The sequence below is a fragment of the Bradyrhizobium monzae genome (genome assembly GCF_021458635.1).
In the GTDB taxonomy this organism is placed as follows: Bacteria; Pseudomonadota; Alphaproteobacteria; order Rhizobiales; family Xanthobacteraceae; genus Bradyrhizobium.
The window spans coordinates 1-22,786 of record NZ_JAIRDQ010000014.1; the positions used below are offsets into that span (position 1 = coordinate 1).

Sequence of the window (22,786 nt, forward strand, 5' to 3'; positions counted from 1 at the left end):
TTGCAGACCTTGGCCGTGAGCCGTTGCTCGTATATCCTTCAGGTTGCAATTCGCTGCTAGTCTCGGATTTTCCTTAAACAGTGGGAATTTGGTCATGACGCATAGCGCAATATCGCGTCGCCGCATGCTTCGCAGTGCTGCAGCTGGTAGTCTCATCGCAACAGCGGCGCCCGACGTGATGGGTGCCGCCCGCGCGCAATCTGGGCAAAAGACCTTCGTCTTCGTCAGCGGGGCTTTTTGCGGCGGCTGGATATGGCGACGGGTCACCGATCGACTCGAACAGAGCGGCCACAAGGTATTCGCTCCATCACTGACCGGTCTAGCAGAACGCTCGCATTTGTTGAGCAGGGACGTCAATCTGGACACCCACATCGTCGACGTCGTCAACCTGATCAAGTGGGAAAGTCTCGACAACGTCTGCCTCGTGGCGTGGTCCCTTGCAGGCTATGTAGGTTCCGGCGCGCTCGAAAGCATCGGCGATCGCGTCTCATCGGTTGTATGGCTTGATGCCTTCATTCCAGCCGATGGGCAAAGGGCTGCAGACACCGCGGCCGAGCCGGTTCGCAAAGGCATACAAGCGGCCATCGACAAGGGCGAGGCAGGTGTTCGCGGATCGGCGACGTATCCGCCCGCTGTCGTTGCCGAACGCGATCGGGCGTTCGCCGAGTCCAAAGTGACTCCGCATCCAGTCGGCGCCTATCTTCAGCCGATCAAGGTAACCGGGGCGCTCCAAAAGGTGGCGAAGAAGACATATATCCGTCTCCCCAAATTTCGACAGCCGCCGTTTGATAAGGCTCTGGCAGAATGCAAGAGCGACAAGTCTTGGGCCACGTTCGAGCTGCCTGATGTCGGGCACATGGCAATGCTCGATGCACCAGATCGCGTGAGCGAGTTGATACTGCAAGCCGCGTGAGATCGAACTCCCCATGACGTAAAGTACAGACATCACGCCGGAGTGCGTCATGTCCGCTGTGGGTCAAAAGCGCCGGTTTGACCCTCAGAGCGAGACGTCCGGTCTACCCCCAACTGCGGACATATCCCTGCGCCACGCAAACTGTCGCGAAGGGCCCAGAACCGGAAGTAGCCGGTTTCTCGACTAGGTCGTACATTGCACCATTATTCTTTTGAGAGATTGGACATGGCAGAAGGTAGGTCGGACCCCCCTCCTCACGTTCGATTAATCCAAATGGGCCGGGCCCATGTTGTCGCGAGAACCGTCTACGCGGCGGCCAAGCTGGGGTTGGCCGATCAACTCGCCTCTGGTCCCAGGAGCGCTGCGGAGCTTGCCGGGCCTATGCGAGTACACTCGCCTTCGTTGCACCGGCTGATGCGTACTCTTGCGAGCATGGGCATTCTAACCGAGCAAGCGGAGCGGCGTTTTGCCCTGACTGATTTGGGCGAGGCGCTGAAAACTGGAGCGCCTGGCTCAGCAAGATCAAGCGTGTTGATCTCCGGCAGCCATTGGGCTCAGAGGGGCTGGGATAACATCATCTATTCATTGCAGACCGGCAAAACCGGCTTTGAGAAGGCGCACGGCGTATCGTTCTTTGACTACCTCGCGCAACATCCCGATGACGCGTCGCTGTTCAGTGAGACGATGGTCGGCTTCCACAGTCAGGAGCCGCCGGCCGTCGCTGCCGCTTACGATTTTTCTACTTTGAACACCATTGTTGACGTTGGCGGTGCGACTGGGAATTTGCTGGCGGCCGTCCTTGCCAGTCATTGCGGACCGCGGGGCATATTGTTTGACAGGCCGCACGTGGTGCAGGACGCACCAGCGTTGCTTGACGCAAAAGGCGTGAGCAATCGGATCAGCATCCAGCCCGGAAATTTCTTCGAAAGCGTTCCCGCGGGGGCGGACGCTTACATTCTTTCTCACATTCTCCATGATTGGACCGAAGATCAATGCCTTACGATCCTCGGCCATGTCCGCAAGGCTATGAACCCGGCCGGACGTCTGCTGATTGTCGAAATGGTGGTGCCGCCCGGCGACGCGCCGCATCCAGTAAAAATGCTTGATATAGCGATGCTTGTGCAAATGGGAGGCCAGGAGCGTACGGCCGACGAATACAAGCTACTTCTAGGCAAAGCCGGCTTTCGCCTAGCTCAAGTGGTACCGACCAATTCAGCCGCAAGCATTTTGGAAGCTGTTATTGCTTGAGGCTGGAGCGTATCTTCTTGACGTCCGTTGCGGGTCAAAATGCGACCTCCTATCCATCGAATTGGACCTAAGTATGCCTCCAACCGTCCGGAAGCCGACGTATGTTCAGAAGGTGACACGTTCGAAAGTGACCGGCCTCATTAACTGAGGAGGTCATCATGACCGATGTCTCAAACTTCGGAAAGTACGTCCCGTGGAACAAGGGTAAGATTGTTGGCGCTAAGCCGCCACTTCGCCCGAAGTACGTCTGGTCTATCCGGACGAAGCTCCAGGTCGAGGGGCGACTCCGTGATCTGGCCTTGTTCAACATCGCCATCGACAGCAAGCTTCGTGGCTGCGATGTGGTGGGCTTGAAAGTCGATGACGTGGCACCAAGTGGCTATGCGGCCGATAGAGCAAGCGTGCGCCAGAAGAAAACTGGACGGCCGGTCAAATTCGAACTTACAGAGTCCACCCGCCAAACCATCGATGACTACCTGAGGGCAACCGGCAAGAAGCGTGGCGACTGTCTGTTCACCGGTCGTCGAGGCTCCGGGTGCAGCCTGACAACTCGGCAATATGCCCGGCTGTTATCGGGTTGGCCGGCCGGTATAGGTTGGATCCTCACCTGTTCGGAACGCATGCGCTCCGTCGAACAAAGGCGACCCTTATCTATCGGCGCACCGGCAACTTGCGAGCCGTGCAGCTGCTTCTGGGGCACACCAAAATCGAGAGCACCGTCCGGTACCTGGGAATTGAAGTCGACGATGCGCTCGCGATAGCAGAGCAAGTCGACGTCTGAACTACTGGGCAGAGCGGACATGCTCTGCCCCCTCTCTTTCAGCCGGCTGCGGGCCATGAAGCGACAGAAGGCGACATTCCAACCGAACGCCAGATCGAGCAGCTGTTGGAGTTGGCCGAGCGTATCGGCAGCCCGGCTCAAGTTAGTAACGGAGCCCTCGCAGAGGGTGTCCTCTGATTTCAGTTTACTTTCGCAGCATCGCGCCCGGTTTTTGGTGTACTAGGTCGGCTTGCGCATGCCAATGGAAACGGTCTCGTGTGCACCCACCGGGGTGCAGGTCGTGAATACGAGCGCAAACCGGCTGCACTGCCAGTCCGCGCCGAGCGCGGCGCTGGTGGGTGATGTCAGGTTGACCGACAGAAATGCCGCTACGCAGGCCAACGTCACGTACGCCGCGAACAACATCGCTCTCTTGTGGGTCCTTGGCTGAGAAATCATGGCCTTGGCTCCTGTACGATGGCCGGAAGATTAAGGGGCAGGCTCCACAGTCCCTGTGAGTCCTTGTGATCTAATCCACATCCTGACCCACACTTTTCGCTGGCGGCCCGAAGGCGCGCGCGATTGCTGGCACTGGATCCGCGCCGCAGCCGGACTCGCGCACCGGAGCAAACAGCATCTTTAGTCGATCAACCTCGTCGGCACAGGCGAGCAACGCGGGCGGAATGTCAACGCCGAGCGCCCTGGCTGTCATGGGAGTGATGACCAGCTCAGACCTGGTTGGCTGCTCGACAGCCCTCGCGTGCGGCTGCTGCCTGGGTTTGATCGTGATCAAATTCAGCAGCGTCGCCACCACGATCATCACCAGCACGCCACCAACACCGAGCGTGATCTGCATCGTCAGCCCCTTCGAGATGTCGAGCAGCGCCAGGTGGCTGACCAGCGTCAGCAGAACGCCAAGGCAGTAGATTGGCAGCGAATTCTGGCCACAGAGAATGGCGCCACGCATCACCGGCGTCGTCAGCCCTCGCCAATCGCGAGGCACGAGCCATGCGGCCAAAACTGCAAGGGCCAGAAAATGCAGCAGTCGCAATGGAGCGAGATTCGATTTGTCCATCGGGTAAAACAACGTCAGGAGTGCCTGCGGGACCAACGCTTCCAGCGGTTTGACGCTAAAGCTCAATGCGATGATGAGGCTGATCAGCAGATAGAGAACCGCGGGAACAAGCACGGTGCGTGACGTCACCCACGGTCGAAATCTCTTGCCCTCGATGATCCACCACGCGCCAAGCACAAGCGGCAGCTGCCAGGCCAGCGGATTGAAGAACCAGTGGCCGTTCGGCCATGCCGGGATGGTCCAGCCGAAGACGTGCACCAGTGTGTAAAGCAGCAGCGACGCGCCCAGCGTTGCGTTCGGCGCTCGCAGCAGCAGCCACAGCAGCGGCGCGAACAAAAGGTGATAAAGCACGAAGAGCGGCAAGATGTCGGTATTCACCGGGCGGTATTGCAGGGTCGCCGCGTGCGCGAGCGTCACGCCCGGCTGATCCAACAGAATGCGGGTATTGCTCTTGTCGGCAAGAGGGCCGCCGCCTGCGAGGTGAACCACGATGGCGCAGGCGAGCGTGAGCAGCAGAAATGCGACATAAATATCCCAGCTGCGCCACAGCGTCCGGCCGATCACGCCGGCCCAGCCCCCGCTCTGCCGTGCCTTGCCGTAGGACAGCGCGCAGGTCAAACCCGAAAGAAACATGAATACTTCCGCGGCATCGCTGAAGCCGTAGTTGCGCAGCGTCAGCCAGCTCCCGATGTTGTCGGGGACATGGTCAAGAAAGATCCACCAGAGCGCGATGCCGCGGCAGGCATCAATGCGCAGATCGCGGCCGTAGCCGTTCAACTCCGGCAGCGCGCCTGCGAATGGCTTCGGGGTGGCAGTTCGATCAAGCATCTGGTTCCCCGTCCGGCGTCCGAGCACGTTTCAAGAGGGACCGAAACTGACGAAAAACATCAGCCGCGCCGGACCCGGCCGCGAATTACGGCGACGCCTGGTAGAACCTCCTGGCGCGGGAGGCTGTCGGTTGACGATTATCGTTCAATGGCACAGCGCGTAAATCAGCCGGAGGTCCTCACGGAGGGGTTCCTAGGTCCTATGATCAAGGTACCTACAGATATCCGCAGTCTGAATCCCGCGTCTCCTGTGGTCCGCACGCGCTTTTTTGGCGTCCCGTGAGCTGATTACAATTACAGCATACAACGGCATTCAACTTCTATCTTGGGTGCCTCACCGTGAGCCGCTGGTTGGGCCAGCGATGAAGAATGGACCGGTTTCGGGGCCAGTCTTCCCGCCAGCCTCTTCCTCGCCAAGGACCCAAAGGCGGGTGTATGATTTCTTGAATTGGATCTCCGTGCCATGCGATTACGGAGAGCTTTTCATGAAAGTCCTTATCGTCGACGATCATGCATTGATACGCGAGGCGTTGTGCGCCGTCCTGAGACAGCTGAAGCGAGAAGCCGTCATATTTGAAGCTTCGAGCAGCCGTCAGGCAGTGGGCATAGTCGAGGAACATCCCGACATCAGCCTCATCTTGCTTGATATCAATTTGCCCGACAGAGATGGCTTCTCTGTCCTCCGCGAACTGCGAGACAGCTATCCGACTATTGCTATCATCATTCTTTCGTCCTCGAATGATCAAGACACGGTCAAGCGCGCTTTCAAACTTGGCGCGCTGGGTTTCATCCCTAAAACGACCGAACGAGAGGTCATGCTCAACGCCATTGAGTTGGTGTTCTCTGGCGGTATTTACATTCCCTCTGAAATTCTGGAGGAAACACCGTCTCCGCGGCTAACAAATAAATCAACGACGCCCGACTTTCTCAGGGGTCTCGGATTGACCGATCGGCAGATCGAAGTGCTTGCACTTCTGATGAAGGGAAAAAGCAACAAGATCATTGCCAAGACGCTCAACATGGCAGTGCCGACAGTGAAAAATCACATCACGGTCGTTCTCAAGGCGCTCAGCGTAACGAGCCGCACCGAGGCAGTCATAAAAGTAGGAAAAATGGGCTGGGAATCGCCGCCGAAATCCGAGTCATGAAGCCGCCCGGGTACCCCTCCCATCGCCATGATCCATCAAGAGCTCGTGCATGACAGCGCGGAGCCGCATCGGGTCGACAGGCTTGTGCAGCAAAATGTATCCTCTATCTTTGACCTCACGTGCTGGTTCAGGTGCCGTATCGCCGCTGATGAGAATAGCTGGAATGGATGAACCGAGCGCCGCATTGATTTTTTCAATGGCTCGGATCCCGGTCTTTCCATTCGCAAGATGATAATCCGAGATGATGAGATCGGGGCGTTGTTGGCGCTCCGCAAGTCGGATAAGTGCCGCTTCGTCGGATCCGGTGGTAAGGACGGTGTATCCCCATCTGCCAAGCAGTCCGCCCGTTCCCTCCTGGACAATTGGAGCATCGGCAATAACAAGAACGACCTTGCCTTCGACTGCAAAGGCCGCGGGATGGGGAGAGTCGACGGGCTCGGCGGATGTGCCGCATTCATCGGCCATCGGAACCAGGATCGCGAATCGCGAACCTCGGCCCACGGTCGAAGCCAAGTCGATTGGATGGTTGAGAAGCAGGCGGAGCCTGTCGACAATAGCCAAGCCGAGCCCCATGCTGCCGTACCGGTTCCGGTCTCGGGCGGCCAGTTGAATGAACTCGCCAAAGATATTCTGCTTCTGATCCTCGGGAATGCCGGGACCACTATCCCATACTTCGATGCGCAACATTTGACCGCGCCGGCGACAGCCGACAATGATCCCACCCTGCAACGTATAGCGCACAGCGTTAGATACCAAATTAAGCAGTATGCGTTCGAGCAGCATGGCGTCGCTCCGCACCCAGGCGTCACTTCGCCTGACGCGCAGACGCAAGCCCGTTTCTCGCGTTGCCTGATCAAACGTCGTCTCAATTTTTTGCAACAGTCGCGCGATCGGGAATTCGGTGATTGTGGGTATAAGGATTCCAGCATCCAGCTTGGACATATCCAGCAGCGAATTGAGCATTTCATCCATTTCCTTGCGCGTTGCATCGACCAGCTCGATCGTCCTTGTCCGTTCCCCCGATCTGAGCGGCATGCGCAGCTGGGCAATGAACAAGCCCAGTGCATGCAATGGCTGCCGCAAATCGTGGCTTGCCATGGCAAGGAAGCGCGATTTTGCTGCATTGGCGAGCTCAAGCTCCTGCGTACGCTCTGCGACCTTCCGTTCGAGTTCGATCTGCGCGCGGCGCAGACGTTTCTCCCCCCTCTTGCGGACCTCGACGTCGGCGCTCAGTAACACGCTCGGAACCGTAATGCTGATCAGGAACATCAACACCAGCAGGAATGAAACGTTGAGGTCCGCGGTCGTGAAGGGGCCGCCGCCCGTGAGCGTCCCCCAAACCGTGATGCCGGCAAGCACCAGCGCAACCGTTGCGGTGTCACGCGGACCGCGGCGCAGCGCCGCCCACAACATTGGCAGGATCGCGAGAAAACCCAGTGGATCTCTGCCCGGCGTTTGCTCGATCAGGGGACTGAAAGCAATGAGTCCAACAGCCGCCGCCGTTGCGAGGACACCGACCGTCTCCAAAAAATCATTGCGGTTGAATGCAAGGTCGTGGCTCGATGCCCAAAGCACGATAACGGGGGCAATGACCAGCGCGCCGGTCACATCTCCCAGCCACCATGTGACCCAGGCGTCCGCGAAATTGGTCCGATCGATGTACCCGGCGGTCGCCAGGCTGGTCAGTCCAATGCTGGCGCTGATCGGCGTCGCGATCACGATGCAGATCAGAGCAAACTTCGCGACAGAATTTGGTCTCGAAAACGTATGACGTCCGCGCGACCATCGATTGACCAGATAAGCGCCAACAACGGCCTCAAGAGTGTTGCCGGTCGCAATCGCAATTGCGGTGGCAACGGAGCCGGCGGTGGTCGCATTGGCGATCACCGCTGCAATGAAAATTGCGGGCCAGGTCCGATATCCCCACAACAGCACCGCCGCCAGCGCGAGACCCGTCGGTGGCCAGATCGGCGTTGCGCTGGGATGAATAGAGGCGAGAGCGAGGCCGCCTTTTGCCAGGACGAAATAGATCACTCCAATCGCGACCAGGCCGCCGGCATACTTGGTGCCCCGGCGGAAATTTATCTCCGGCATTAGCGATCGTGGATCGGACATCGTCGACGCCTGGACCAGGCAGTTGGATTGTCCATGATGGCTGACCTTTTGATCTCCCTGATAAAGATCGAAGATCGCTACTTTCCCGTTGACCAAGCGGTTGATCGACGCCCCTACGTCCGATCGGTGCGCCACTGCAAAACTCGGCGAGATGCGCTCAGATCGGATTGATCACTGCAGTCTGCCGACGGACGAAGAGATGGCGCGTGTTTGGCTCACGCGGGCAAACCCTCTGCCGATGCCGATCGGCATCGGCCTGGGGGCTGGAATGGGCGTGGCGGTGAATATAGCGAAGACGGAGCCTTCCGGAGCAATGCTTTGGGCCTGGACATTGCCAGCCATGAGAACGGTAGCAACTAAGGACGTTGACAGAACTGAATAGACATTTGCCATTGCGGCCTCCTGGAACTGCGAATTGGGACTACAGCTCGAGGATCTAAAGTCGCGCAAACCTTTCGGAGCTAAGCGGCCTGTCGCTGACTCTGATAGGAATCAAGGCCGCCCCCCACAACCGCGGCGGCCACCGCAATTGCCCTGCATCATCGCGCATCGGGTTCGTTGGGGAAACTACCCATTTCGAGTTAGAGGAACGCGCAACTGCTTTGTAAGCCCTCCCCGCGAAGTCTGAAATGGGCCAAAATGCGAAGAACTCAACGTGAGCAAATCTAGACCGCTCTACCCCACTGACCGGACCTCGACGAGGCGCGCCGACACTTCGCAAAAGGGCCAACAACGGACATGGATGTCGATAGTGGAATCTTCGCAGGGAGGACGCGGCCCACCACAGTTATTTCCGTGAAACAGCGAAACCGGGCTCGCCTGGTTGGACAGTTTGAGAGGTAGCGTCGGCAAATCTTGGCTTTGACGTCAATCGCCATTTTCAACCAGAATCGCCAACGTGATCTCGCCATCGGTAATGTAGTGATTGACGCGTTCGGCGAGAAGATTCTCGCCGGCCTGATAGACTTTCACCGCTTCGATGGTTCGAATCCTCTTCAACTCACCGACAATATGATCGCGCTCTGCATTCGTATCCGAATCTGTGGCGTGGGTGATTTGAAATGAAAGGCGAGTGAGGGATAGGCCGGTGTCCCTGGTGCCAGCTCCTATCCAAAGAACGCATTCGTTGTCCGGCGGGCGTTCGGTGTTTAGCCAGAAATCTGCTGTTCCCCAGGTTGCCTGGGCACGCGTTTGACTCAAAGCCCAGAACCGTACGTGGTGGCGCTTCCGCGGGCTGTTATCGATCGCCTTTTGAAAACCGATGTCCTGGCCCCGCCCGAAAAGATGGAGGGTGCTGAACGGGGCGGTGGGGTATGGGGTATTGAGCACAAAGGCTCGGACCATGCCCCATGAACTGACTAGACTAAGCCGATCTGCCTCCGACCAGCCGAGCGCTGCGAAGGCCCCGCGAAGCTGCTGGAGCGTGCCGACGAGCACGACATTCACGGGATCTCCAGGCAATCCGTCGCCCGTAATCGTGTAACTCGGCACACGTTTGCTTTGGAGAATCTTCAGGCCCATTCGAATGGCGCGTGGCAGAACAATATACGCGGCAATGCCGTAGGTAGCACTGACCGCCAGGATCCAAGGTAGCCTGCGGTCCGCGGTTTCAAAAACAACAAAGACAATCAACCAGACACAGAAGATTCCCAATCCAAAGATCAGCAAACGCTGCACAAGAAGCTTGAGCAATCTCATGATCTTGCACGGCCTCGTTGAAAGCCCCCTCAGTCCAACAGCTTTCCCTGAGGGGACCGGATTCAGCAAGACACGTCCGTATTGCTGTTTGGACAAATTGCACGTCTCGAAATCCTTGAGAACTTCAAGAACAGGTCGGACAAGCTCCCATTGAGTGGAGACGACAATCGAAGTCGCCTTCGGGTCAAAAGCGTCGGGCAGAACCCAAGTTGGCGACCTCCGGTCTAACCCCAACTTCGGAAATGTCGGCGCGCGGCGCAACCCTCCACGATCAGCCCAATAGCTCCTGACATCTCCAATACCTCCCGAGCCTCATTCATACCTTCAGGCTGCAATCGCGGGTCCCGAGTTCGCCTAAAAGCACGCCCCTCCGCAGATCGTGTGCGGCAGCCGTCAAATGGGAGCCCACGATCAGACCGAGCCGCCTTAAGGTCAGGAGTGCAACGGGGTCGCACAGCTCGATAGAAAGTCCGGCTCCCAATATCGCAATGGCGCGTTGCTCATCCGCGTCGAGATCAGTCCATGCAACGCTTTCCATCACACGCCTCAAAGTCGTCCCCGAGGGACAATCTCAAAACCCGAACGCGTGCCTGATTTGCCGCAGCATAGCCATGGCCGCGTCGGTGTATCGACCGTTGGTTAGGTATTGATCCAGTTGCGCTGTACTAATCAGCGCCACAACTGCCGCCGTGAAGCCCTTAAACATTGGGCCTCTCCTACAAAGGACCGCCAACCGGCCGTCCCGAAGTATTAGACTGTTCTCAGAATGCGCTGCCGCATAATGCGACCTATGTGTAAATGGTGACAGTGACCAGTAACCAATCCCTTAACCGGTGCGACGTTTGGATGCGCGGGCTGCGGGATGAGACGAAGGCGCTGCTGCGACCATTGCCGGATGATGTGCTTAAGATCGTGATGCGCGGGGCGGAGATGGAAGATCGGGCGGCAGCATAATCTGTCCGCTTAGCCCTAAGGAGCAGACCAACAGAGCCGGCCCAGTAAGGGCGCGATGGGCCATCAGCGGAAATGCGAGCTTTGGTCGTCGCCCAGTTGCTACATGATGCTTGTCAGACTGGCGCCCCTGGGCTTAGGGCGCCCGTCACCATATTCTACTTGCCAGCGTGCGACTGAATGGCCTTCTCGATCTGCTCCTTGACGGCTTCCAGGTTGAAGCTCGCACCCTTCTGCATTGGTGGAAACTCGATCGCAGTCTGGGCGAGCTTGCCCACCTCCTGCTGCACGAACTGGAATCGCCAGAACTCGTAAGCGAACCAGTTATAGAATGCCAATGACCCCTTATCGCCGTTCGGCAAATTTGTGCGCTCGAAGGGATCAAGGCGGAGATTGGTGAGGATCGGCCAATCAACCTTGACTGTGCCGCCCAACCAGCCGCCGGGCTGATCGGTGAAGCGATACTTGAAGTCGTCGACGCGCACCGCGCTCAGTGTGCCCTCCGTGAAATAGAAGATCGCGTGGCGCGATGACGGGCCTTTTCCGGTAATCAGGTCCATCTGGTTGTACCCGTCGAGGTAGACCTTATAGGTTTTGTCGCCGAGCTGCTTTCCCTTCCTCAACTCGTCGGCGATATTCGGATTGCCGGCGGCCGCGACAAAGGTCGGGAACCAGTCGAGTCCGGACATAATGCCGTTCTCGACCTTTCCCGCCGGCACCTTACCCGGCCAGCGAATCATGCAGGGCACACGGAAGCCGCCTTCCAGGGCTGTTCCCTTGCCGCCCGCGAACGGCGTCTGGCCGCCATCAGGCCAGGTGAAGTTCTCGGCGCCGTTGTCGGTTGTGAACGCGACGATCGTGTTGTCGTCGAAGCCCTCGTCCTTGAGCTTCTTCATCACGGCGCCGACGATGTCGTCGAGTTGGGCGAACCCGCCCTCGGAAACCGACCAGCCGTTTTCCGAGTTGCGCATGTTCTCGTATTTTTCCGAGAGATGCGTGACGACGTGCATGCGCGTGGGGTTGAGCCAGACGAAGAACGGCTTATTGTCCTGCTTCGCCTTGTCGATGAAGGCGAAGGTGGTTTGCAGAATTTCGTCGTCGACCGTTTCCATCCGCTTCGGATACAGGGGCCCGGCGTCCTCGATCCGCTGCTTGCCGATCTTGCCCCAGCGGGCTTGCACCGACGGATCGTCGACGTTGGTCGCCCATGAATGAACCATGTTGCGAGGACCGACCGTGGCTAGCAGTGATTGCGGGTAATTGCGGTGGGCGGGGTCTTCCATAGCGTCGAGGTGATAGAGGTAGCCAAAGAACTCATCGAAGCCGTGCACCGTCGGCAGAAACTCGTTGAGGTCGCCGAGGTGGTTCTTGCCGAACTGACCTGTGGTGTATCCCATGGATTTCAGCGCGGTCGCAATGGTCGGCGCTTGCGCCGGCATGCCGATCGGGGAGCCTGCCTGACCGACCGTGGTAAGCCCGGTACGGATCGGCAGCTCTCCGGTGATGAAGTTGGCGCGGCCCGCCGTGCAGCTCGCCTCGGCATAGTAGTCGGTGAAGCGCATGCCTTCCGCGGCGAGCTTGTCGAGGTTCGGTGTCCGGCTTGCCATGATGCCCTGGTGATAGGCACCGATATTGAACCAGCCGATATCGTCACCCATGATGAAGACGATATTGGGCCGCTGTCCGCTCGGTGCCTGCTGCGCCTGGGCCAGTGCCGTTTCAACCGATGCGGCGGCGCCCAATGCAGACGCGGCGGCAATGCTTGTCGTCGCGAGCAGAACATTGCGGCGGCTCATATTGCGCGCCTTGTTATCCTTCTTCTCATCGCTCATCATTTACTCTCTTCCTTATGACGCATCGAAAACCAACGTGGCTCGTGGACGTATCCACCGCTTCCGCATGGCGCGCAGCCGGGCGATAGCGGCGGCAGTAGTTCGGCGCGCAGAGATGCGAGCCGCCTTTGAGAACCTTGCGGGGAATTTTGATCCTGGGGAGAGACGGATCATGGCTGTCTTGCTCACGCCCGCCGCGTGGATTGCGCGGAATGCAGCACGCCTTGGCCGCATCGGGCTCATGTCTGGTGGACCACCAATCCGTGGTCCACTCCCAGACGTTACCGATCATGTCATGGAGGCCGTAGCCATTCGGCGAGAACGCCATCACGGGCGACGTGCGTGCGTAACCGTCGCTCTCGAGATTTTGGTACGGAAAAGCGCCTTGCCAGATATTCGCCATGGGCTTGCCGCCGGGCATGAGCTCGTCGCCCCAGGCGAACTCGGCTCCGTCGAGTCCGCCGCGCGCGGCAAACTCCCATTCGGCTTCGGTCGGCAAGTCCTTGCCGGCCCATGTCGCGTAGGCCTCAGCATCGCGATAGGCAATGTGGACCACGGGATGATCGTCGAAGCCGCTGATCGAACTGCGGGGGCCGTATGGCCGGCGCCAGTTGGCGCCAAACTTGAAACTCCACCATTGCGACCAGTCGCGCAAATCGATCGGACGCTTCGGTGGCGTGAACACCAGCGAGCCTGCTTTGAGCATGTGCGGCAGCGCGCCTGGATAGTCCTTTGCCTCGGGCCGCGTCTCCGCGAATGTCACGTAGCCTGTAGCGTTGACGAACTTGCGGAAATCGCGATTGGTGATCGGCGTTCGGTCCATCCAAAAGCCGCTCACAGACACGCGATGGACGGGTGCCTCTTCGGCGTAGTGCCTGTCGGAGCCCATGCGGAACGTGCCGCCCGGAATCCAGTTCATGCCGCCCTGGCTAGGCTCATCCGACAAAGGTACGCCTGCCGCAACCCCAACGTCGTGCATCTCTGCTCCCAGCGAATGAGCTTTAAAAAAGTGCGAGGGGCACCCGCAAAATCCCTCGGCAGTTTCCTAGCGTCGATTCTGCCGGCGGCGAGCGCGACTTAACATCTTAGTCAGTCAACATGACCAATCGAACACCTGAAGCGGTCGCACGTTCGCAGCGGCACATCCTTCTTCTATTGATCTAGATCAATCGAGAGAGGTCGCCTCTTCCTTGTCGAGAGGCCCAGATGACTATGCAAAAAGTGCCAGGGTCGTGGCGTCATGGACACAACCGTTCAATAAACAATCCGGCTGAACTCAAGTATGCCGAATTTGCGTAGACGAACGGCGGCATCACGACTGATGCGACTAACAAGACTGAACGCAGCATATCTTCTCCTCCATCCTTTTGCTTACTTCGCGGGCCAAGCACGAAAATGTCGGGCTAAGATCCTTAAGTTCTATTCGGTCTGACCGTTTGCTTCCTCCACTCGGCAAAACGTTTCGAGCAGTTAACTCGCTCTCCTCGGAACCAGTTGCATCGGCAGCCCATTTGCGGGGCGTAATGTAACGCGCTGAAGGGGCCAGACCTCAGCGTGCGGCAACAGCCGCATTTCGAAGCGGCGGGTTAAGAGAGCAAGAACGATTGCAGCTTCCTGCAGGGCAAAGGACGAACCAATACAAGTCCGAGGCCCAATCCCGAAGGGCAAAAAGGCAAAACGTGAAATTCCGTCGCGGTTCTCCGGTAAAAAACGCGAGGGGTCGAATGCATCGGGGCGGCCCCACAGCTCGCGATGTCGATGAAGAACATACGGCGCTATCACGATCCGCGAGCCTGGCCCGACCGGCATATCACCCAACACATCAGTCTCTACCGCAGCCGGCTGAGTGCGGCGATTGGTGGGTAGAGGCGGAGCGCTTCTTCTATTACTGCCTTTGTGATGATCAACCGGTCGGCCAAGTCATCTCCCGGATTGGACAATTCGCGTTCAGCTTCCTCCACGACACGTGCCCGCCGCTCGGGCACTTGTGAAAGCAAATAGATCGACCAAGCCAGAGTGTTCGCAGTCGTCTCATGTCCCGCCGAAAGAAAAGTGAGAATGTTCGAGCGAACCTCTGTCCGGCTGAGTTGCCGTCCCGTCGAGGGATCCGATAATCCCCGCAGGGCTCTAGAGCTGCGGAACACGTGGAAGCCCCAGCCCTGCCGATCGTGAATCCCTGACCCGTGCTACCCCCGGAACGAGCAGGCGGGCCGAAGGATTCGTCCCGGCAGGAGTGATCTCGATGCTGATGACGAAGGAACGGAGGCCGGCGATCCGCACGCTGCGAGGGTGGGCCATCAACGTGCTGCAGGAGGCGGGTGCTATTCAAGAATGCGAGGAGCACGGCTGGATGCAGGACCGCGCCGACCCCCATGCGCGCGACCGCGCCTTCGATGTCGCCCGGCAGGATCCGCCGTCTGGGTTCTCTCCCGACGAGGCGGTCGCGGAAGTCCACGGCGTCCTCGATTCGATCGGCGACACCTGCCCGGAGTGCCGCTTGGACGCCGCCTAATTTAGACCGCCTCTTCCCTCCCTAGGCGCTCGCGACCGACCGGCACCCGCAGGCGAGTGAGTTCGATCCACGCCAGTGCGGCGTTGATCCACCTCTGCCGTTCGGCGCCATCGGCTTCGGCGGCGAGCTTCATCGCCGAAAATGCCTCGCGCTCGGGGTCGTACTCGACGTCCATGGGACTGAAATATAATCACAGATCGTAAACGATCACGCATCGTTGCGACCGTAGGAATCCGGGGCGGCCACACCGCCGAACTTCCGTGCTGCCGGTGATGGTGGACATCACGCTCCTCCCGCGATCTGCGACGGACCTTCAAGAATGACTTGTTGCGTCGGCCAGACTTCCCTGACGACAGCGATACTTCAGAAGATGCCAAGGAGAGCGAACACCGCGACTTCGCCGAGGAAGGCCAAGGTCATGACCGCGACCGTGAGAAACACATCACCTATCGGCATGAGGGGCATGGGCAAGGCCTCGCGTGCTGCGCCCCCTGTCGTGAACACATGAAGTCACGGGAAAGTTTCGGTTCCGCCTACCGGGTTCCCGGTATAGAGTTCGCCGCGGGGCAGGCCCTTCCAACGGGGCAGATTATGCGAGTCCTGTGCGTGACCGCGACGGGCCTAGTCGTGGTTGTCGCGGTCCTGACGCTGCTCTGAAGTCCGGCGCAACGTCCAGCCGGGTCAGACGGGCCCCCTCCCCACGTTAAGAAGCTGCGAGACGGCGGTGACCAGCTGCGCCGGCGCGAACGGCCCGCCATGTAGGCCATCGGAAAGTCCAGATCGATCTCCCTCGTCCTTCGGGCGAGCGCCCAGCCGTTGAGGCCAGTGTCGATGCCTATGTCGGTGAGCAGAGCGAATCCGGCGCGACGTTCCGTGGAAATATCCGCTTGCTCTGCGCAACCACCGACCGCCCAGCATCTTCCGAAGTGATAGCGGCCGACTGAGGCGGCGTTACAATTGAGATACCAAAAGGGTCACGCACGCGACCAGCGTTGCCGTACTGAGGGTCACTACGACGAGAGCTTGTTCACTGCGGGCTTGCAGATCATCATCGTCCATTCACCCCAACGCGGGGATCACGCTTCCGGTTTCCATCCACAGCGAGAGACTCGTTGGTTGTTTTGGCTGTGGAACTCAGCAGGGCCAATGGCGGCGACCGCGACCATCCTGACCGTCGGCGGGAGATCATCACGCGAGGCGGAGAAACTCGCGTCGCCATCACCACGAGATGGTCCTTCGCCTTTCGGAGCGCATGCGGGCGACAATTAGGCCCGGCGGACCGACGGACCTGAGCGGAACGATGGCCCGGGATGGGCGACTTCGAGCCAAGCCTGCGCAATCTGGATCAAGCGCTGCCGTTCTGCGCCGTCCGCGCGCACGGCTTCTTTCATCGCCGCTTCCGCCTGCCGCTGGGGATCGAACTCATTGTCCATGACGCGCAATTCGTAGCAGGATACCCCCGATCCCTATGGTGCGACTTCCAGCCTAGAAGGCCGCTCCGACCCTCAGCTCTGTAGGTGCGAACGATCGCGAGATCATGCTTCGCCGCATAGACCGCGATGGTCGCCATCTGGTTTTCGGCGAATACCGCTGATGTTCCGTCGACATCGACTGAGCTACGCGTCCATCGCTTGTCGGCGGCAACAGATCGGTTCCTGGGCGAACGATCAGCGCGTTGGCCATGTGCTGCCTCCGCAACGGGCGTCACCAATACGTGGCAAGGCCACGCCTGCTCAGCCATCCGAGCACAGCCGAACCTAGGAGGGAAAACAAACCACCCAATAGCCAGGAACGTCCGCCCGCGGCGCTGATAGATCTTAGATACAAGAACGCTCCAAGCAACGTCCCGTAGTTTCTTCGGAAGTCTCCATTGAGCTTGGCTATCTTCGATAGCTCGGACGACGCTGGGAATTCTTCCGCCATAGGGTGCGCTCCTCATTCGGTCGGGAGCACCCTATGAACCACTGTTTTGCCCGACGGAGCAAGCAATAATTCGGAATATCAGCACATCCTTTTTGAGACGATCTGTCCCCCTACCCGCTGGGTATCGCTAGGATTCCGCGACCCAAGGGATTGATAATTTGACTCTCGCCGAGACCGCGTTTCGATGGGCGTCATGACCAAGGCAGAGAACCGCGCGGCCGCAAAGGCCTGGCACGAATATCGCGAGCAACAGCGCCGAGAAGCTGGCCGGGCCGCTGATATCGCCGCAGACCTGGCCGAGCTCGACCGGCTGCGCCGCTACCTCATCCTCGGGCGGCGTGCCCACGGCGCCGACGCCGAGAAACTGCGGAGCGCGATCGACGACTATGTCGAGGAGCTGACGGGAGATCGGACCAGGCTGCACGCTGGCTCATCGAGCATCGGATGAAGAATCGCCCTATAGTTGGTTGAACGTTTTTCCACGGCTGGGGGACCGATCCATGAACATGACCAAAGACCGTCCTTACTCCAACCCGGAGGCCGCGGCGCGCAAGCTGATCGAGCTCGCTGCCAGCGTCCCGGCTGTCCAGGACGGCCGCATTTATATCGAGCGCATCAACGCCCCGTTCCTGTTCACGCTGGAGGCCAGCGGCCCGGAGTTCGGAGCCGGGCTGCGCTATGCGATCGAGCAAGGCTGGCTCGATCTGCAGGAAAGCGGCTCCTTCGTGCGGCTGATGGCGCCGAGCGCCAGCCCATTCCCGCGTCAGTAAGCAGCATCACCGACATCCAGGCCGCCGGTGTTGTCCTAATTAGGACAGTCGTAACGATGAATTGAATTAGGACAGTGGGGCTAGGCTGTCTTCGTTCGGCCGTCGCACACCCGGACACCTTTTGGTGCGCTATGACCCCAACGGATTCAGCCCGGAGCTGGGGTCTTTGCGTTTAGAAGCAAAAACGCCGCCCGCTTAAATGTGACGCGGGCCGCGGCTTTCCAGCCCCGGTGGGTGTGGGTGCAAAAGACCGGTGCGGATTAGTGTGCACAAGTTGTGCCAAGGTTTTATGTCGCATTACGGGACACCCGCGGAGGGGAAACAAAACCCCGCCGAATCGATGGGGTTTCTCCACTACCAAAAGAGGCCACCAACTGAGGCGGCCTCTTTGACAACGGCCCTGCTACAAGAAGTAAATGCTCGTAATCGCCACCGCGAGCAGCAACGCGCCGCCGCCCAACGCAATGGCGAAGCAAATGCGTGCCGGGATCGAGTACGTATCGAAGTGGCGTTCTCTGATCATCATGCTACGGCTCCCTCCTGGGTTGGAAGTGCAACCGGCGGCTTTTCATGAGTGGAACCAGTTAATTCCCTTTTTGGAACGACGCCGAGTCGATTCAGTTCCACCGCGGACAGGTCGGGTTTCAGACGCCATCGCAAGCTAATTCCGCGAATTAGGACATTTCGAAATTCACCTTAGGACACTGGGATTTAAATACGGACAGTACCCAAATGAGGCGGCCTACTTCGGCTTTTCAGCGTGGATGTGGAGAACGTACAGCGTGTTCTGGAATTCGTCCGTTACTTCCATTCGCCAATCCCGGTCGGGCGCAAGCTTACCGTCTATGCCTTGAAGGATCTGCCCGGCCGTTATCGTGGCTTCCTTCCACGCAGCATGCTTGTCGGGCAGCTCCTCGCCTTCGCGGTCGATCTCATGGCGTTCATGCGTGATGTGAAAGAAGTACCTCGGCATGCGTCAGTAATGCTGCCGAGCTGGTCGCGTTCCTATTTCGGCGGTTGCAATCCCGGCGACTTAGCCCATTTGTCGAGATGATTGGCTACGTCGGCCTGCCGCGCCTTCTTGATCAAGGCGTCACGTTCGGGGCCATGGGGAAGCTTCGCAGCCTCCAGTTCGATTTGCTTGGACCAAGCCGCCAGACGATCTTGAAGCGTAAGCTGTTGTTTGAAACGACGCCGCCGCTTGTACATGGCATGCTCCTTTCCAGGAGGAGGACAGGCGCGCAACACCGGCGGTGACCGCGCGCCAATCGGCAGTAGACGATTGTGCCCCTACGACCCGCTCAGGCGCGATAACTTAGGTTAATAAATCCGCGGACTGAACCGGCTCTACGTCCCGGAGTCCGGGGCCGACGCAAGCTGAAGAGGGATCAATGACCGTCTTCGTGTACGTGAACACCGCTAAGCAGGTCGGCGACAAGGACCATGTCAAGGTATTTGCGAGCACCGACGCGGCCGAGACATGGTTTGAGGAAAACGACCCCGAGGGGTGGCGTTTGAATATGAGGTTCTCGAATGAACCGGATGGGCCGCAGGACGGTCTACGCAATGCTTGTTATCGCGGTGCTCTTGGTCCTCTGGCAGATTCTTGGCTCGCGCTGGCCGGCATGAATGGACGCCGGCCCAGCAGGCCAGCCCAGCGTGACCGGCGGTCTTTGCTAAGCCATGCTAAATGAACTAACCCGCGATTGGGCCGGAGAGCGTTTGAATCCCAGCCTCAATAGCCGCGAGGTCTTGCTCGACCTGTACGATCGACGATCGGTAATCGAACCCGATTCTAGCCTTCAGGTCTACGGCCAAGCGTCGGCGATGCATCCTGAGATTTTCCAAGGCCTCCCGATCTTTCAGCCTTGCGTACCCATCTACAATCAAATCAATTGCACTCGACATGACGCTACCCACAACGAAAATTCGGATTTGCAATAGCCGCTAGGCTAACGCTGGAACTGACTTCTGTAAATTGGTAAAGGAAAACCCGCTTGGCCCTTTCCCTAGCGAGGAACAAAAGCGGGCAGTTAGGCTTTGTGAGTCTCGCTGGCTCGTCATCCGAGCTAGCGAGCGGCCCGGCCATACCCCTGCCCCTGCGAGCCCGGGCCGTCTCTGGACGTTGGCTGTATCCGAGTAAGCGCAAACGTTCCTCGCCATCCATGGTGCCGACGCGAGGGTCACAGGAGCAGTCCAAGACGGCTCCCGCAACCGACACCGCGACGTTCCGCACGATCGCCGCGGCGGTTGCAGGGCTTACCCACATCCCAGGCCGGTCCGGGCAAATCAGGAACAGACCAGATGCTCAGCCGTGTGGTGGCGAGCGCAACTGCTCCAGACCACCCTCGATCACTCGGATGTCCTCAAGTATAAAATCTCGAGACTGAGCCGTGTCGATGCTGGATTTGGACTGTAGTGGTTTGAGCAATTGGCGGCGCAACTCTCGCATATGCTCCAGAGCTTGCCGGTTTTTCAAACGTACGTAAGCCGAAACGATCGCTTCGATGGATGTTGGCAATGGGTAGCTCCAAAACACAAAGTTCGAAAAAGTTCTAATATGAGTTGCATCATAGCCCGTTAGAGTTAAGCCGCAAGATCATCGTCACATATAGACTTTGGTAGGGAATTGGGCCCAGGCTGGCCTGTGGGACGGGGCCGACGTACGCGGCCTTGTGCTTGGGGTTGAGGGCTCGCCAGTTTGCCAGCCCCGGCGGGTCCTCCCTCACTTGCTACGCAATTAAATACATTTCCAAGTGTGACTTAGATTACATTGCAGCGCGGCGGAGTTGCTGTACGTCTGCACTCACCGGGGCTGGCTGCATATTTCACTTAGATCTTTTTAACCCGGAATTTTTTGACCAAATGCGCGGGCCGCAGTCTGCCCCCAGGCTGCGGCCTTCGTGCTCTTCGAGAGTCCTTTCTGAGGATGATCTTCATGTCTAACGAACATTGCCTGATAGTCCACGCAGCCGGAAGACAGTTGGATCTACTGCGCGGAGAAGCTTCGCGGATAGCGAAAGGGAAACAGATCAACTGGTGGACCGATCGCGCAGACATCGGCACACGCTTTTGTTTTGAAGACGCGAAGGCGAAAGAGTCTTTTGCGCTTACATGTGACGGCTTTGGCATTCGTTGCCGAGACGGTTAGTTTGAACGTTTGCGCGTGTTGAGGAGACATCTTTGTGGGTCGGGACTATTTGGGGAGCAATGATGCCAACATCGATTTCAGCACGAGCGATCTACACTCAAAAATCATTGGATACCGGCTCTGACCAACTATCCGCAGTTGCCATTTTCTCAGGAATTGGTCTCTTGGTTTCCCTTGTAGCAGTGCTGTTTGGCACGCAGGGTGTCTGGCTTTAGCATCGGCAACAAAAACCCTCGGCCTCGACAGCCAGCGGGTTCTCCATACCCACGCGTCCGCGGCAGTTGTCACCCGATCCGCGATGGATTCTGCCAAGGGGAATTATCCCCGCGGAAGCGGCGCGCCCATCATCTTTGCCCAGCTAACTGCTGCAGGCATTCATGCTAACCGCGCGGAAGATCTGACCCCCTCGACCGCGAGAGGGAGTGCTGCCCACTCGCCGGTGAGATTCGACCAGCGATCTCGATTGACTTGGTTGAGGCTACGAGCCGCCTGCGTGCGGCAGTTTCCGCCTCCTTATAAAATTGCTGAGCGGACAAGGCCACCTTGGAATAGTGCGAGAGCTCACGAGTCCGGCATTTGATGGATTTTGAACAGTGCCATGGGGTCGGGTCGCGGGAGCTCTGAAGGGTAAGGCGAAGCTTCATCGCCGCGCCCTTACGAGCATTGTCGCCGGCCACGGCGAAGGGATCGACTTTTTACCTGTGAGGCGCCACCGAGCGGGGACAACATGGCCCCGCTCACGGGTTTCCAAGCACCGTCCCTGACAAAGCTGCGCCGTGCCAAGCCGGGCGCCTGCAGCCTTCGCCGCGACGTTCGTCGTGTCCTATCCTGATCGCTTTGCCACTTCGGCGACAATCAAAGCCCGCTCCTGCAAATGAGCCTTTTGGGTGTCGATCAGTGTGTCGAGGACGGATAGCGCGATAGCAAGATCGCGCCCGTCCCGCTTTAGCTGCGCAATCACCGTCTCTTGATGTGCAATGTGCTGCTCGCCTTCGATAATGCGACGTTCGACCACGGATAGAAGTTTGTACAGACGCGGCAGCGGTCTCGATCGTCTCCGCTCCGGCTCAAAGCGTGCGAAACACCGCGGACCACACCAAACCTCCACAGGGTGGTTCGCCACTGCGGGAGAGCCCAGCTGTAGAGCCTCTTCGACGTTATTGCAGTCGATTTCTTGCGCATTCAGTGTGCTACCGCAGTCGTCGAGCGTGAATAGATAACAGCGCATCGAAGTTTGGCAGCCGTTGGACCTATTAACTGCGCCCTATTCTAGAGAAAGAACGCTACTAGGAACGGCGCGTTCCTCTGCTCAATCCCTTGAAGGAGCTGGCTCGCAACAGCCCTTCGGACGTGATGTCCCGGTACTCTACTTCGGCGTAGAACTTCGGCTCGACCCACGTCGCCTTGGGCTTCCTGATAGGCCTGGTGAGCTTTGTCTTCGGACTAACGACCGTATCCAACGCCTTGCGGATTTCCACAGATTTGGTTCGGCTCCAACCGGTGCCAACCTTTCCGTGTACAGCAGATCTTTCGCATCCTGCTTGCCGAGATAGAGCGCTGCAACGCCGGTAGGATCTTTGACGAAACCGACAATGGGGAATTTGTCGCGCTGGACCGTCTTCACCTTCCACCAGGCTTCGGTCCGCTCCGATGGATACGGTGCGTCAACACGTTTCGAAACGATACCTTCGAAATTCAGCCGGGCGGCGGCCTTCTTGATCTCGTGAATCCAGTCCTCGCCCGCCGGGGCTTTCATCTTGAGGGTGGCGAGCTGAGGCTTGATGAAGCCTGGCATCGCCGGTCTGGTACGCCTTGCCACTTACCCAACTCACAAAAATACCCGCCCCCGGGTTCGCGCCGATG

The 22,786-nt window shown here is 58.6% G+C and carries 25 protein-coding genes and 1 pseudogene; 8 read left to right on the plus strand and 18 right to left on the minus strand.

The annotated features are described in order from the left end of the window. Positions 1–94: 94 nt before the first annotated feature. From K3F49_RS34250 to K3F49_RS34260, 3 genes and pseudogenes are all read left to right on the plus strand, one after another. A complete protein-coding gene (locus tag K3F49_RS34250; protein ID WP_234685285.1) occupies positions 95–913 on the plus strand; it encodes an alpha/beta fold hydrolase in 819 nt (272 codons plus the stop codon). A 273-nt stretch (positions 914–1,186) separates the two neighbouring features. Next, positions 1,187–2,161 carry an acetylserotonin O-methyltransferase gene (locus K3F49_RS34255; protein ID WP_234685286.1) on the plus strand — a complete coding sequence of 325 codons (975 nt, stop codon included), beginning with the start codon at positions 1,187–1,189 and terminating at the stop codon, positions 2,159–2,161. A 158-nt stretch (positions 2,162–2,319) separates the two neighbouring features. After that, positions 2,320–2,942, plus strand: a pseudogene (locus tag K3F49_RS34260) (tyrosine-type recombinase/integrase). A 219-nt stretch (positions 2,943–3,161) separates the two neighbouring features. On the opposite strand, the gene K3F49_RS34265 reads toward K3F49_RS34260, so the two are convergent. Both K3F49_RS34265 and K3F49_RS34270 read right to left on the minus strand, forming a co-directional pair. Continuing rightward, positions 3,162–3,380: a hypothetical protein gene (locus tag K3F49_RS34265; RefSeq protein WP_234685287.1), complete on the minus strand. Its 219-nt coding sequence runs from the start codon at positions 3,378–3,380 to the stop codon at positions 3,162–3,164. A 70-nt stretch (positions 3,381–3,450) separates the two neighbouring features. Continuing rightward, positions 3,451–4,824, minus strand: a complete 1,374-nt coding sequence (locus K3F49_RS34270) for an OpgC domain-containing protein (RefSeq protein ID WP_234685288.1) — start codon at positions 4,822–4,824, stop codon at positions 3,451–3,453. A 484-nt stretch (positions 4,825–5,308) separates the two neighbouring features. Between K3F49_RS34270 and K3F49_RS34275 the strand changes: the two genes are divergently transcribed. Next, positions 5,309–5,971, plus strand: a complete 663-nt coding sequence (locus K3F49_RS34275; RefSeq protein WP_234685289.1) for a response regulator transcription factor — start codon at positions 5,309–5,311, stop codon at positions 5,969–5,971. Here K3F49_RS34275 and K3F49_RS34280 read toward each other — a convergent pair. From K3F49_RS34280 to K3F49_RS39285, 8 genes are all read right to left on the minus strand, one after another. Then, complete coding sequence (locus K3F49_RS34280) at positions 5,966–8,221, minus strand: MASE1 domain-containing protein (RefSeq protein ID WP_234685290.1); 2,256 nt, start codon at positions 8,219–8,221, stop codon at positions 5,966–5,968. The genes K3F49_RS34275 and K3F49_RS34280 overlap by 6 nt on opposite strands. A 732-nt stretch (positions 8,222–8,953) precedes the next feature. Further along, the gene (locus tag K3F49_RS34285) at positions 8,954–9,784 is read right to left on the minus strand and encodes an LssY C-terminal domain-containing protein (RefSeq protein ID WP_234685291.1); all 831 of its coding nucleotides are present in this window, start codon (positions 9,782–9,784) and stop codon (positions 8,954–8,956) included. 316 nt (positions 9,785–10,100) lie between these two features. Further along, positions 10,101–10,322, minus strand: a complete 222-nt coding sequence (locus K3F49_RS34290; RefSeq protein WP_234685292.1) for a hypothetical protein — start codon at positions 10,320–10,322, stop codon at positions 10,101–10,103. A gap of 33 nt (positions 10,323–10,355) precedes the next feature. Next, positions 10,356–10,490, minus strand: coding sequence for a hypothetical protein (locus K3F49_RS39275; protein ID WP_276575444.1), 135 nt, complete (start codon positions 10,488–10,490; stop codon positions 10,356–10,358). Positions 10,491–10,893: 403 nt separating this feature from the next. After that, positions 10,894–12,531 (minus strand): arylsulfatase, encoded by a 1,638-nt coding sequence (locus K3F49_RS34295; protein WP_452101150.1) that lies wholly within the window; start codon positions 12,529–12,531, stop codon positions 10,894–10,896. 25 nt (positions 12,532–12,556) lie between these two features. After that, positions 12,557–13,546: a formylglycine-generating enzyme family protein gene (locus K3F49_RS34300; RefSeq protein WP_234685294.1), complete on the minus strand. Its 990-nt coding sequence runs from the start codon at positions 13,544–13,546 to the stop codon at positions 12,557–12,559. Between the two features lie 491 nt (positions 13,547–14,037). Further along, the gene (locus tag K3F49_RS39280; RefSeq protein ID WP_276575447.1) at positions 14,038–14,376 is read right to left on the minus strand and encodes a cytochrome P450; all 339 of its coding nucleotides are present in this window, start codon (positions 14,374–14,376) and stop codon (positions 14,038–14,040) included. 20 nt (positions 14,377–14,396) lie between these two features. After that, on the minus strand, positions 14,397–14,711 hold the full coding sequence (locus K3F49_RS39285) for a cytochrome P450 (protein WP_346657382.1): 315 nt from the start codon (positions 14,709–14,711) through the stop codon (positions 14,397–14,399). 98 nt (positions 14,712–14,809) lie between these two features. On the opposite strand from K3F49_RS39285, the gene K3F49_RS34310 reads away from it, so the two are divergent. Next, complete coding sequence (locus K3F49_RS34310; protein WP_234685295.1) at positions 14,810–15,079, plus strand: hypothetical protein; 270 nt, start codon at positions 14,810–14,812, stop codon at positions 15,077–15,079. 1 nt (position 15,080) lies between these two features. Here the strand turns inward: K3F49_RS34310 and K3F49_RS34315 are convergent, their stop codons facing one another. Then, positions 15,081–15,254 carry a hypothetical protein gene (locus K3F49_RS34315; protein WP_234685296.1) on the minus strand — a complete coding sequence of 58 codons (174 nt, stop codon included), beginning with the start codon at positions 15,252–15,254 and terminating at the stop codon, positions 15,081–15,083. A gap of 1,090 nt (positions 15,255–16,344) precedes the next feature. Continuing rightward, positions 16,345–16,512, minus strand: a complete 168-nt coding sequence (locus tag K3F49_RS34325; RefSeq protein ID WP_234685297.1) for a hypothetical protein — start codon at positions 16,510–16,512, stop codon at positions 16,345–16,347. A 683-nt stretch (positions 16,513–17,195) separates the two neighbouring features. On the opposite strand from K3F49_RS34325, the gene K3F49_RS34330 reads away from it, so the two are divergent. Next, complete coding sequence (locus tag K3F49_RS34330; RefSeq protein ID WP_234685298.1) at positions 17,196–17,450, plus strand: hypothetical protein; 255 nt, start codon at positions 17,196–17,198, stop codon at positions 17,448–17,450. A gap of 52 nt (positions 17,451–17,502) precedes the next feature. Continuing rightward, a complete protein-coding gene (locus K3F49_RS34335; protein ID WP_234685299.1) occupies positions 17,503–17,772 on the plus strand; it encodes a hypothetical protein in 270 nt (89 codons plus the stop codon). 403 nt (positions 17,773–18,175) lie between these two features. Here K3F49_RS34335 and K3F49_RS39290 read toward each other — a convergent pair whose 3' ends face one another. From K3F49_RS39290 to K3F49_RS34345, 3 genes are all read right to left on the minus strand, one after another. Next, a complete protein-coding gene (locus K3F49_RS39290; RefSeq protein ID WP_276575445.1) occupies positions 18,176–18,298 on the minus strand; it encodes a hypothetical protein in 123 nt (40 codons plus the stop codon). Positions 18,299–18,514: 216 nt separating this feature from the next. Then, the gene (locus K3F49_RS34340) at positions 18,515–18,745 is read right to left on the minus strand and encodes a DUF6894 family protein (RefSeq protein ID WP_234685300.1); all 231 of its coding nucleotides are present in this window, start codon (positions 18,743–18,745) and stop codon (positions 18,515–18,517) included. Between the two features lie 32 nt (positions 18,746–18,777). Continuing rightward, positions 18,778–18,981 (minus strand): hypothetical protein, encoded by a 204-nt coding sequence (locus K3F49_RS34345; protein ID WP_234685301.1) that lies wholly within the window; start codon positions 18,979–18,981, stop codon positions 18,778–18,780. A 182-nt stretch (positions 18,982–19,163) separates the two neighbouring features. On the opposite strand from K3F49_RS34345, the gene K3F49_RS34350 reads away from it, so the two are divergent. Beyond that, on the plus strand, positions 19,164–19,466 hold the full coding sequence (locus tag K3F49_RS34350) for a hypothetical protein (protein WP_234685302.1): 303 nt from the start codon (positions 19,164–19,166) through the stop codon (positions 19,464–19,466). A gap of 614 nt (positions 19,467–20,080) precedes the next feature. Here the strand turns inward: K3F49_RS34350 and K3F49_RS34360 are convergent. The 3 genes from K3F49_RS34360 to K3F49_RS39540 form a co-directional block, all read right to left on the minus strand. Beyond that, positions 20,081–20,293: a hypothetical protein gene (locus K3F49_RS34360; RefSeq protein WP_234685304.1), complete on the minus strand. Its 213-nt coding sequence runs from the start codon at positions 20,291–20,293 to the stop codon at positions 20,081–20,083. Between the two features lie 1,453 nt (positions 20,294–21,746). Next, positions 21,747–21,938 (minus strand): hypothetical protein, encoded by a 192-nt coding sequence (locus tag K3F49_RS34365; RefSeq protein WP_234685305.1) that lies wholly within the window; start codon positions 21,936–21,938, stop codon positions 21,747–21,749. Between the two features lie 271 nt (positions 21,939–22,209). Continuing rightward, positions 22,210–22,554: an ATP dependent DNA ligase gene (locus K3F49_RS39540; RefSeq protein WP_346657383.1), complete on the minus strand. Its 345-nt coding sequence runs from the start codon at positions 22,552–22,554 to the stop codon at positions 22,210–22,212. Positions 22,555–22,786 lie beyond the last annotated feature (232 nt).

Bases quoted from the DNA above. Each gene is read 5' to 3' on its own strand.
- K3F49_RS34275 (WP_234685289.1), top strand. From the start codon at position 5,309: ATGAAAGTCCTTATCGTCGACGATCATGCATTGATACGCGAGGCGTTG.
- K3F49_RS34255 (WP_234685286.1), top strand. From the start codon at position 1,187: ATGGGCCGGGCCCATGTTGTCGCGAGAACCGTCTACGCGGCGGCCAAG.
- K3F49_RS34295 (WP_452101150.1), bottom strand. From the start codon at position 12,531: ATGAGCCGCCGCAATGTTCTGCTCGCGACGACAAGCATTGCCGCCGCG.
- K3F49_RS39290 (WP_276575445.1), bottom strand. From the start codon at position 18,298: ATGATGATCAGAGAACGCCACTTCGATACGTACTCGATCCCGGCACGC.
- K3F49_RS34335 (WP_234685299.1), top strand. From the start codon at position 17,503: ATGAACATGACCAAAGACCGTCCTTACTCCAACCCGGAGGCCGCGGCG.
- K3F49_RS34315 (WP_234685296.1), bottom strand. From the start codon at position 15,254: ATGGACGTCGAGTACGACCCCGAGCGCGAGGCATTTTCGGCGATGAAG.
- K3F49_RS34340 (WP_234685300.1), bottom strand. From the start codon at position 18,745: ATGCCGAGGTACTTCTTTCACATCACGCATGAACGCCATGAGATCGAC.
- K3F49_RS34265 (WP_234685287.1), bottom strand. From the start codon at position 3,380: ATGATTTCTCAGCCAAGGACCCACAAGAGAGCGATGTTGTTCGCGGCG.
- K3F49_RS34290 (WP_234685292.1), bottom strand. From the start codon at position 10,322: ATGGAAAGCGTTGCATGGACTGATCTCGACGCGGATGAGCAACGCGCC.
- K3F49_RS34285 (WP_234685291.1), bottom strand. From the start codon at position 9,784: ATGAGATTGCTCAAGCTTCTTGTGCAGCGTTTGCTGATCTTTGGATTG.
- K3F49_RS34250 (WP_234685285.1), top strand. From the start codon at position 95: ATGACGCATAGCGCAATATCGCGTCGCCGCATGCTTCGCAGTGCTGCA.
- K3F49_RS39280 (WP_276575447.1), bottom strand. From the start codon at position 14,376: ATGCCGGTCGGGCCAGGCTCGCGGATCGTGATAGCGCCGTATGTTCTT.
- K3F49_RS34310 (WP_234685295.1), top strand. From the start codon at position 14,810: ATGCTGATGACGAAGGAACGGAGGCCGGCGATCCGCACGCTGCGAGGG.
- K3F49_RS34330 (WP_234685298.1), top strand. From the start codon at position 17,196: ATGACCAAGGCAGAGAACCGCGCGGCCGCAAAGGCCTGGCACGAATAT.
- K3F49_RS34300 (WP_234685294.1), bottom strand. From the start codon at position 13,546: ATGCACGACGTTGGGGTTGCGGCAGGCGTACCTTTGTCGGATGAGCCT.
- K3F49_RS39275 (WP_276575444.1), bottom strand. From the start codon at position 10,490: ATGTTTAAGGGCTTCACGGCGGCAGTTGTGGCGCTGATTAGTACAGCG.
- K3F49_RS34325 (WP_234685297.1), bottom strand. From the start codon at position 16,512: ATGGACAATGAGTTCGATCCCCAGCGGCAGGCGGAAGCGGCGATGAAA.
- K3F49_RS34350 (WP_234685302.1), top strand. From the start codon at position 19,164: ATGACCGTCTTCGTGTACGTGAACACCGCTAAGCAGGTCGGCGACAAG.
- K3F49_RS34270 (WP_234685288.1), bottom strand. From the start codon at position 4,824: ATGCTTGATCGAACTGCCACCCCGAAGCCATTCGCAGGCGCGCTGCCG.
- K3F49_RS34345 (WP_234685301.1), bottom strand. From the start codon at position 18,981: ATGTACAAGCGGCGGCGTCGTTTCAAACAACAGCTTACGCTTCAAGAT.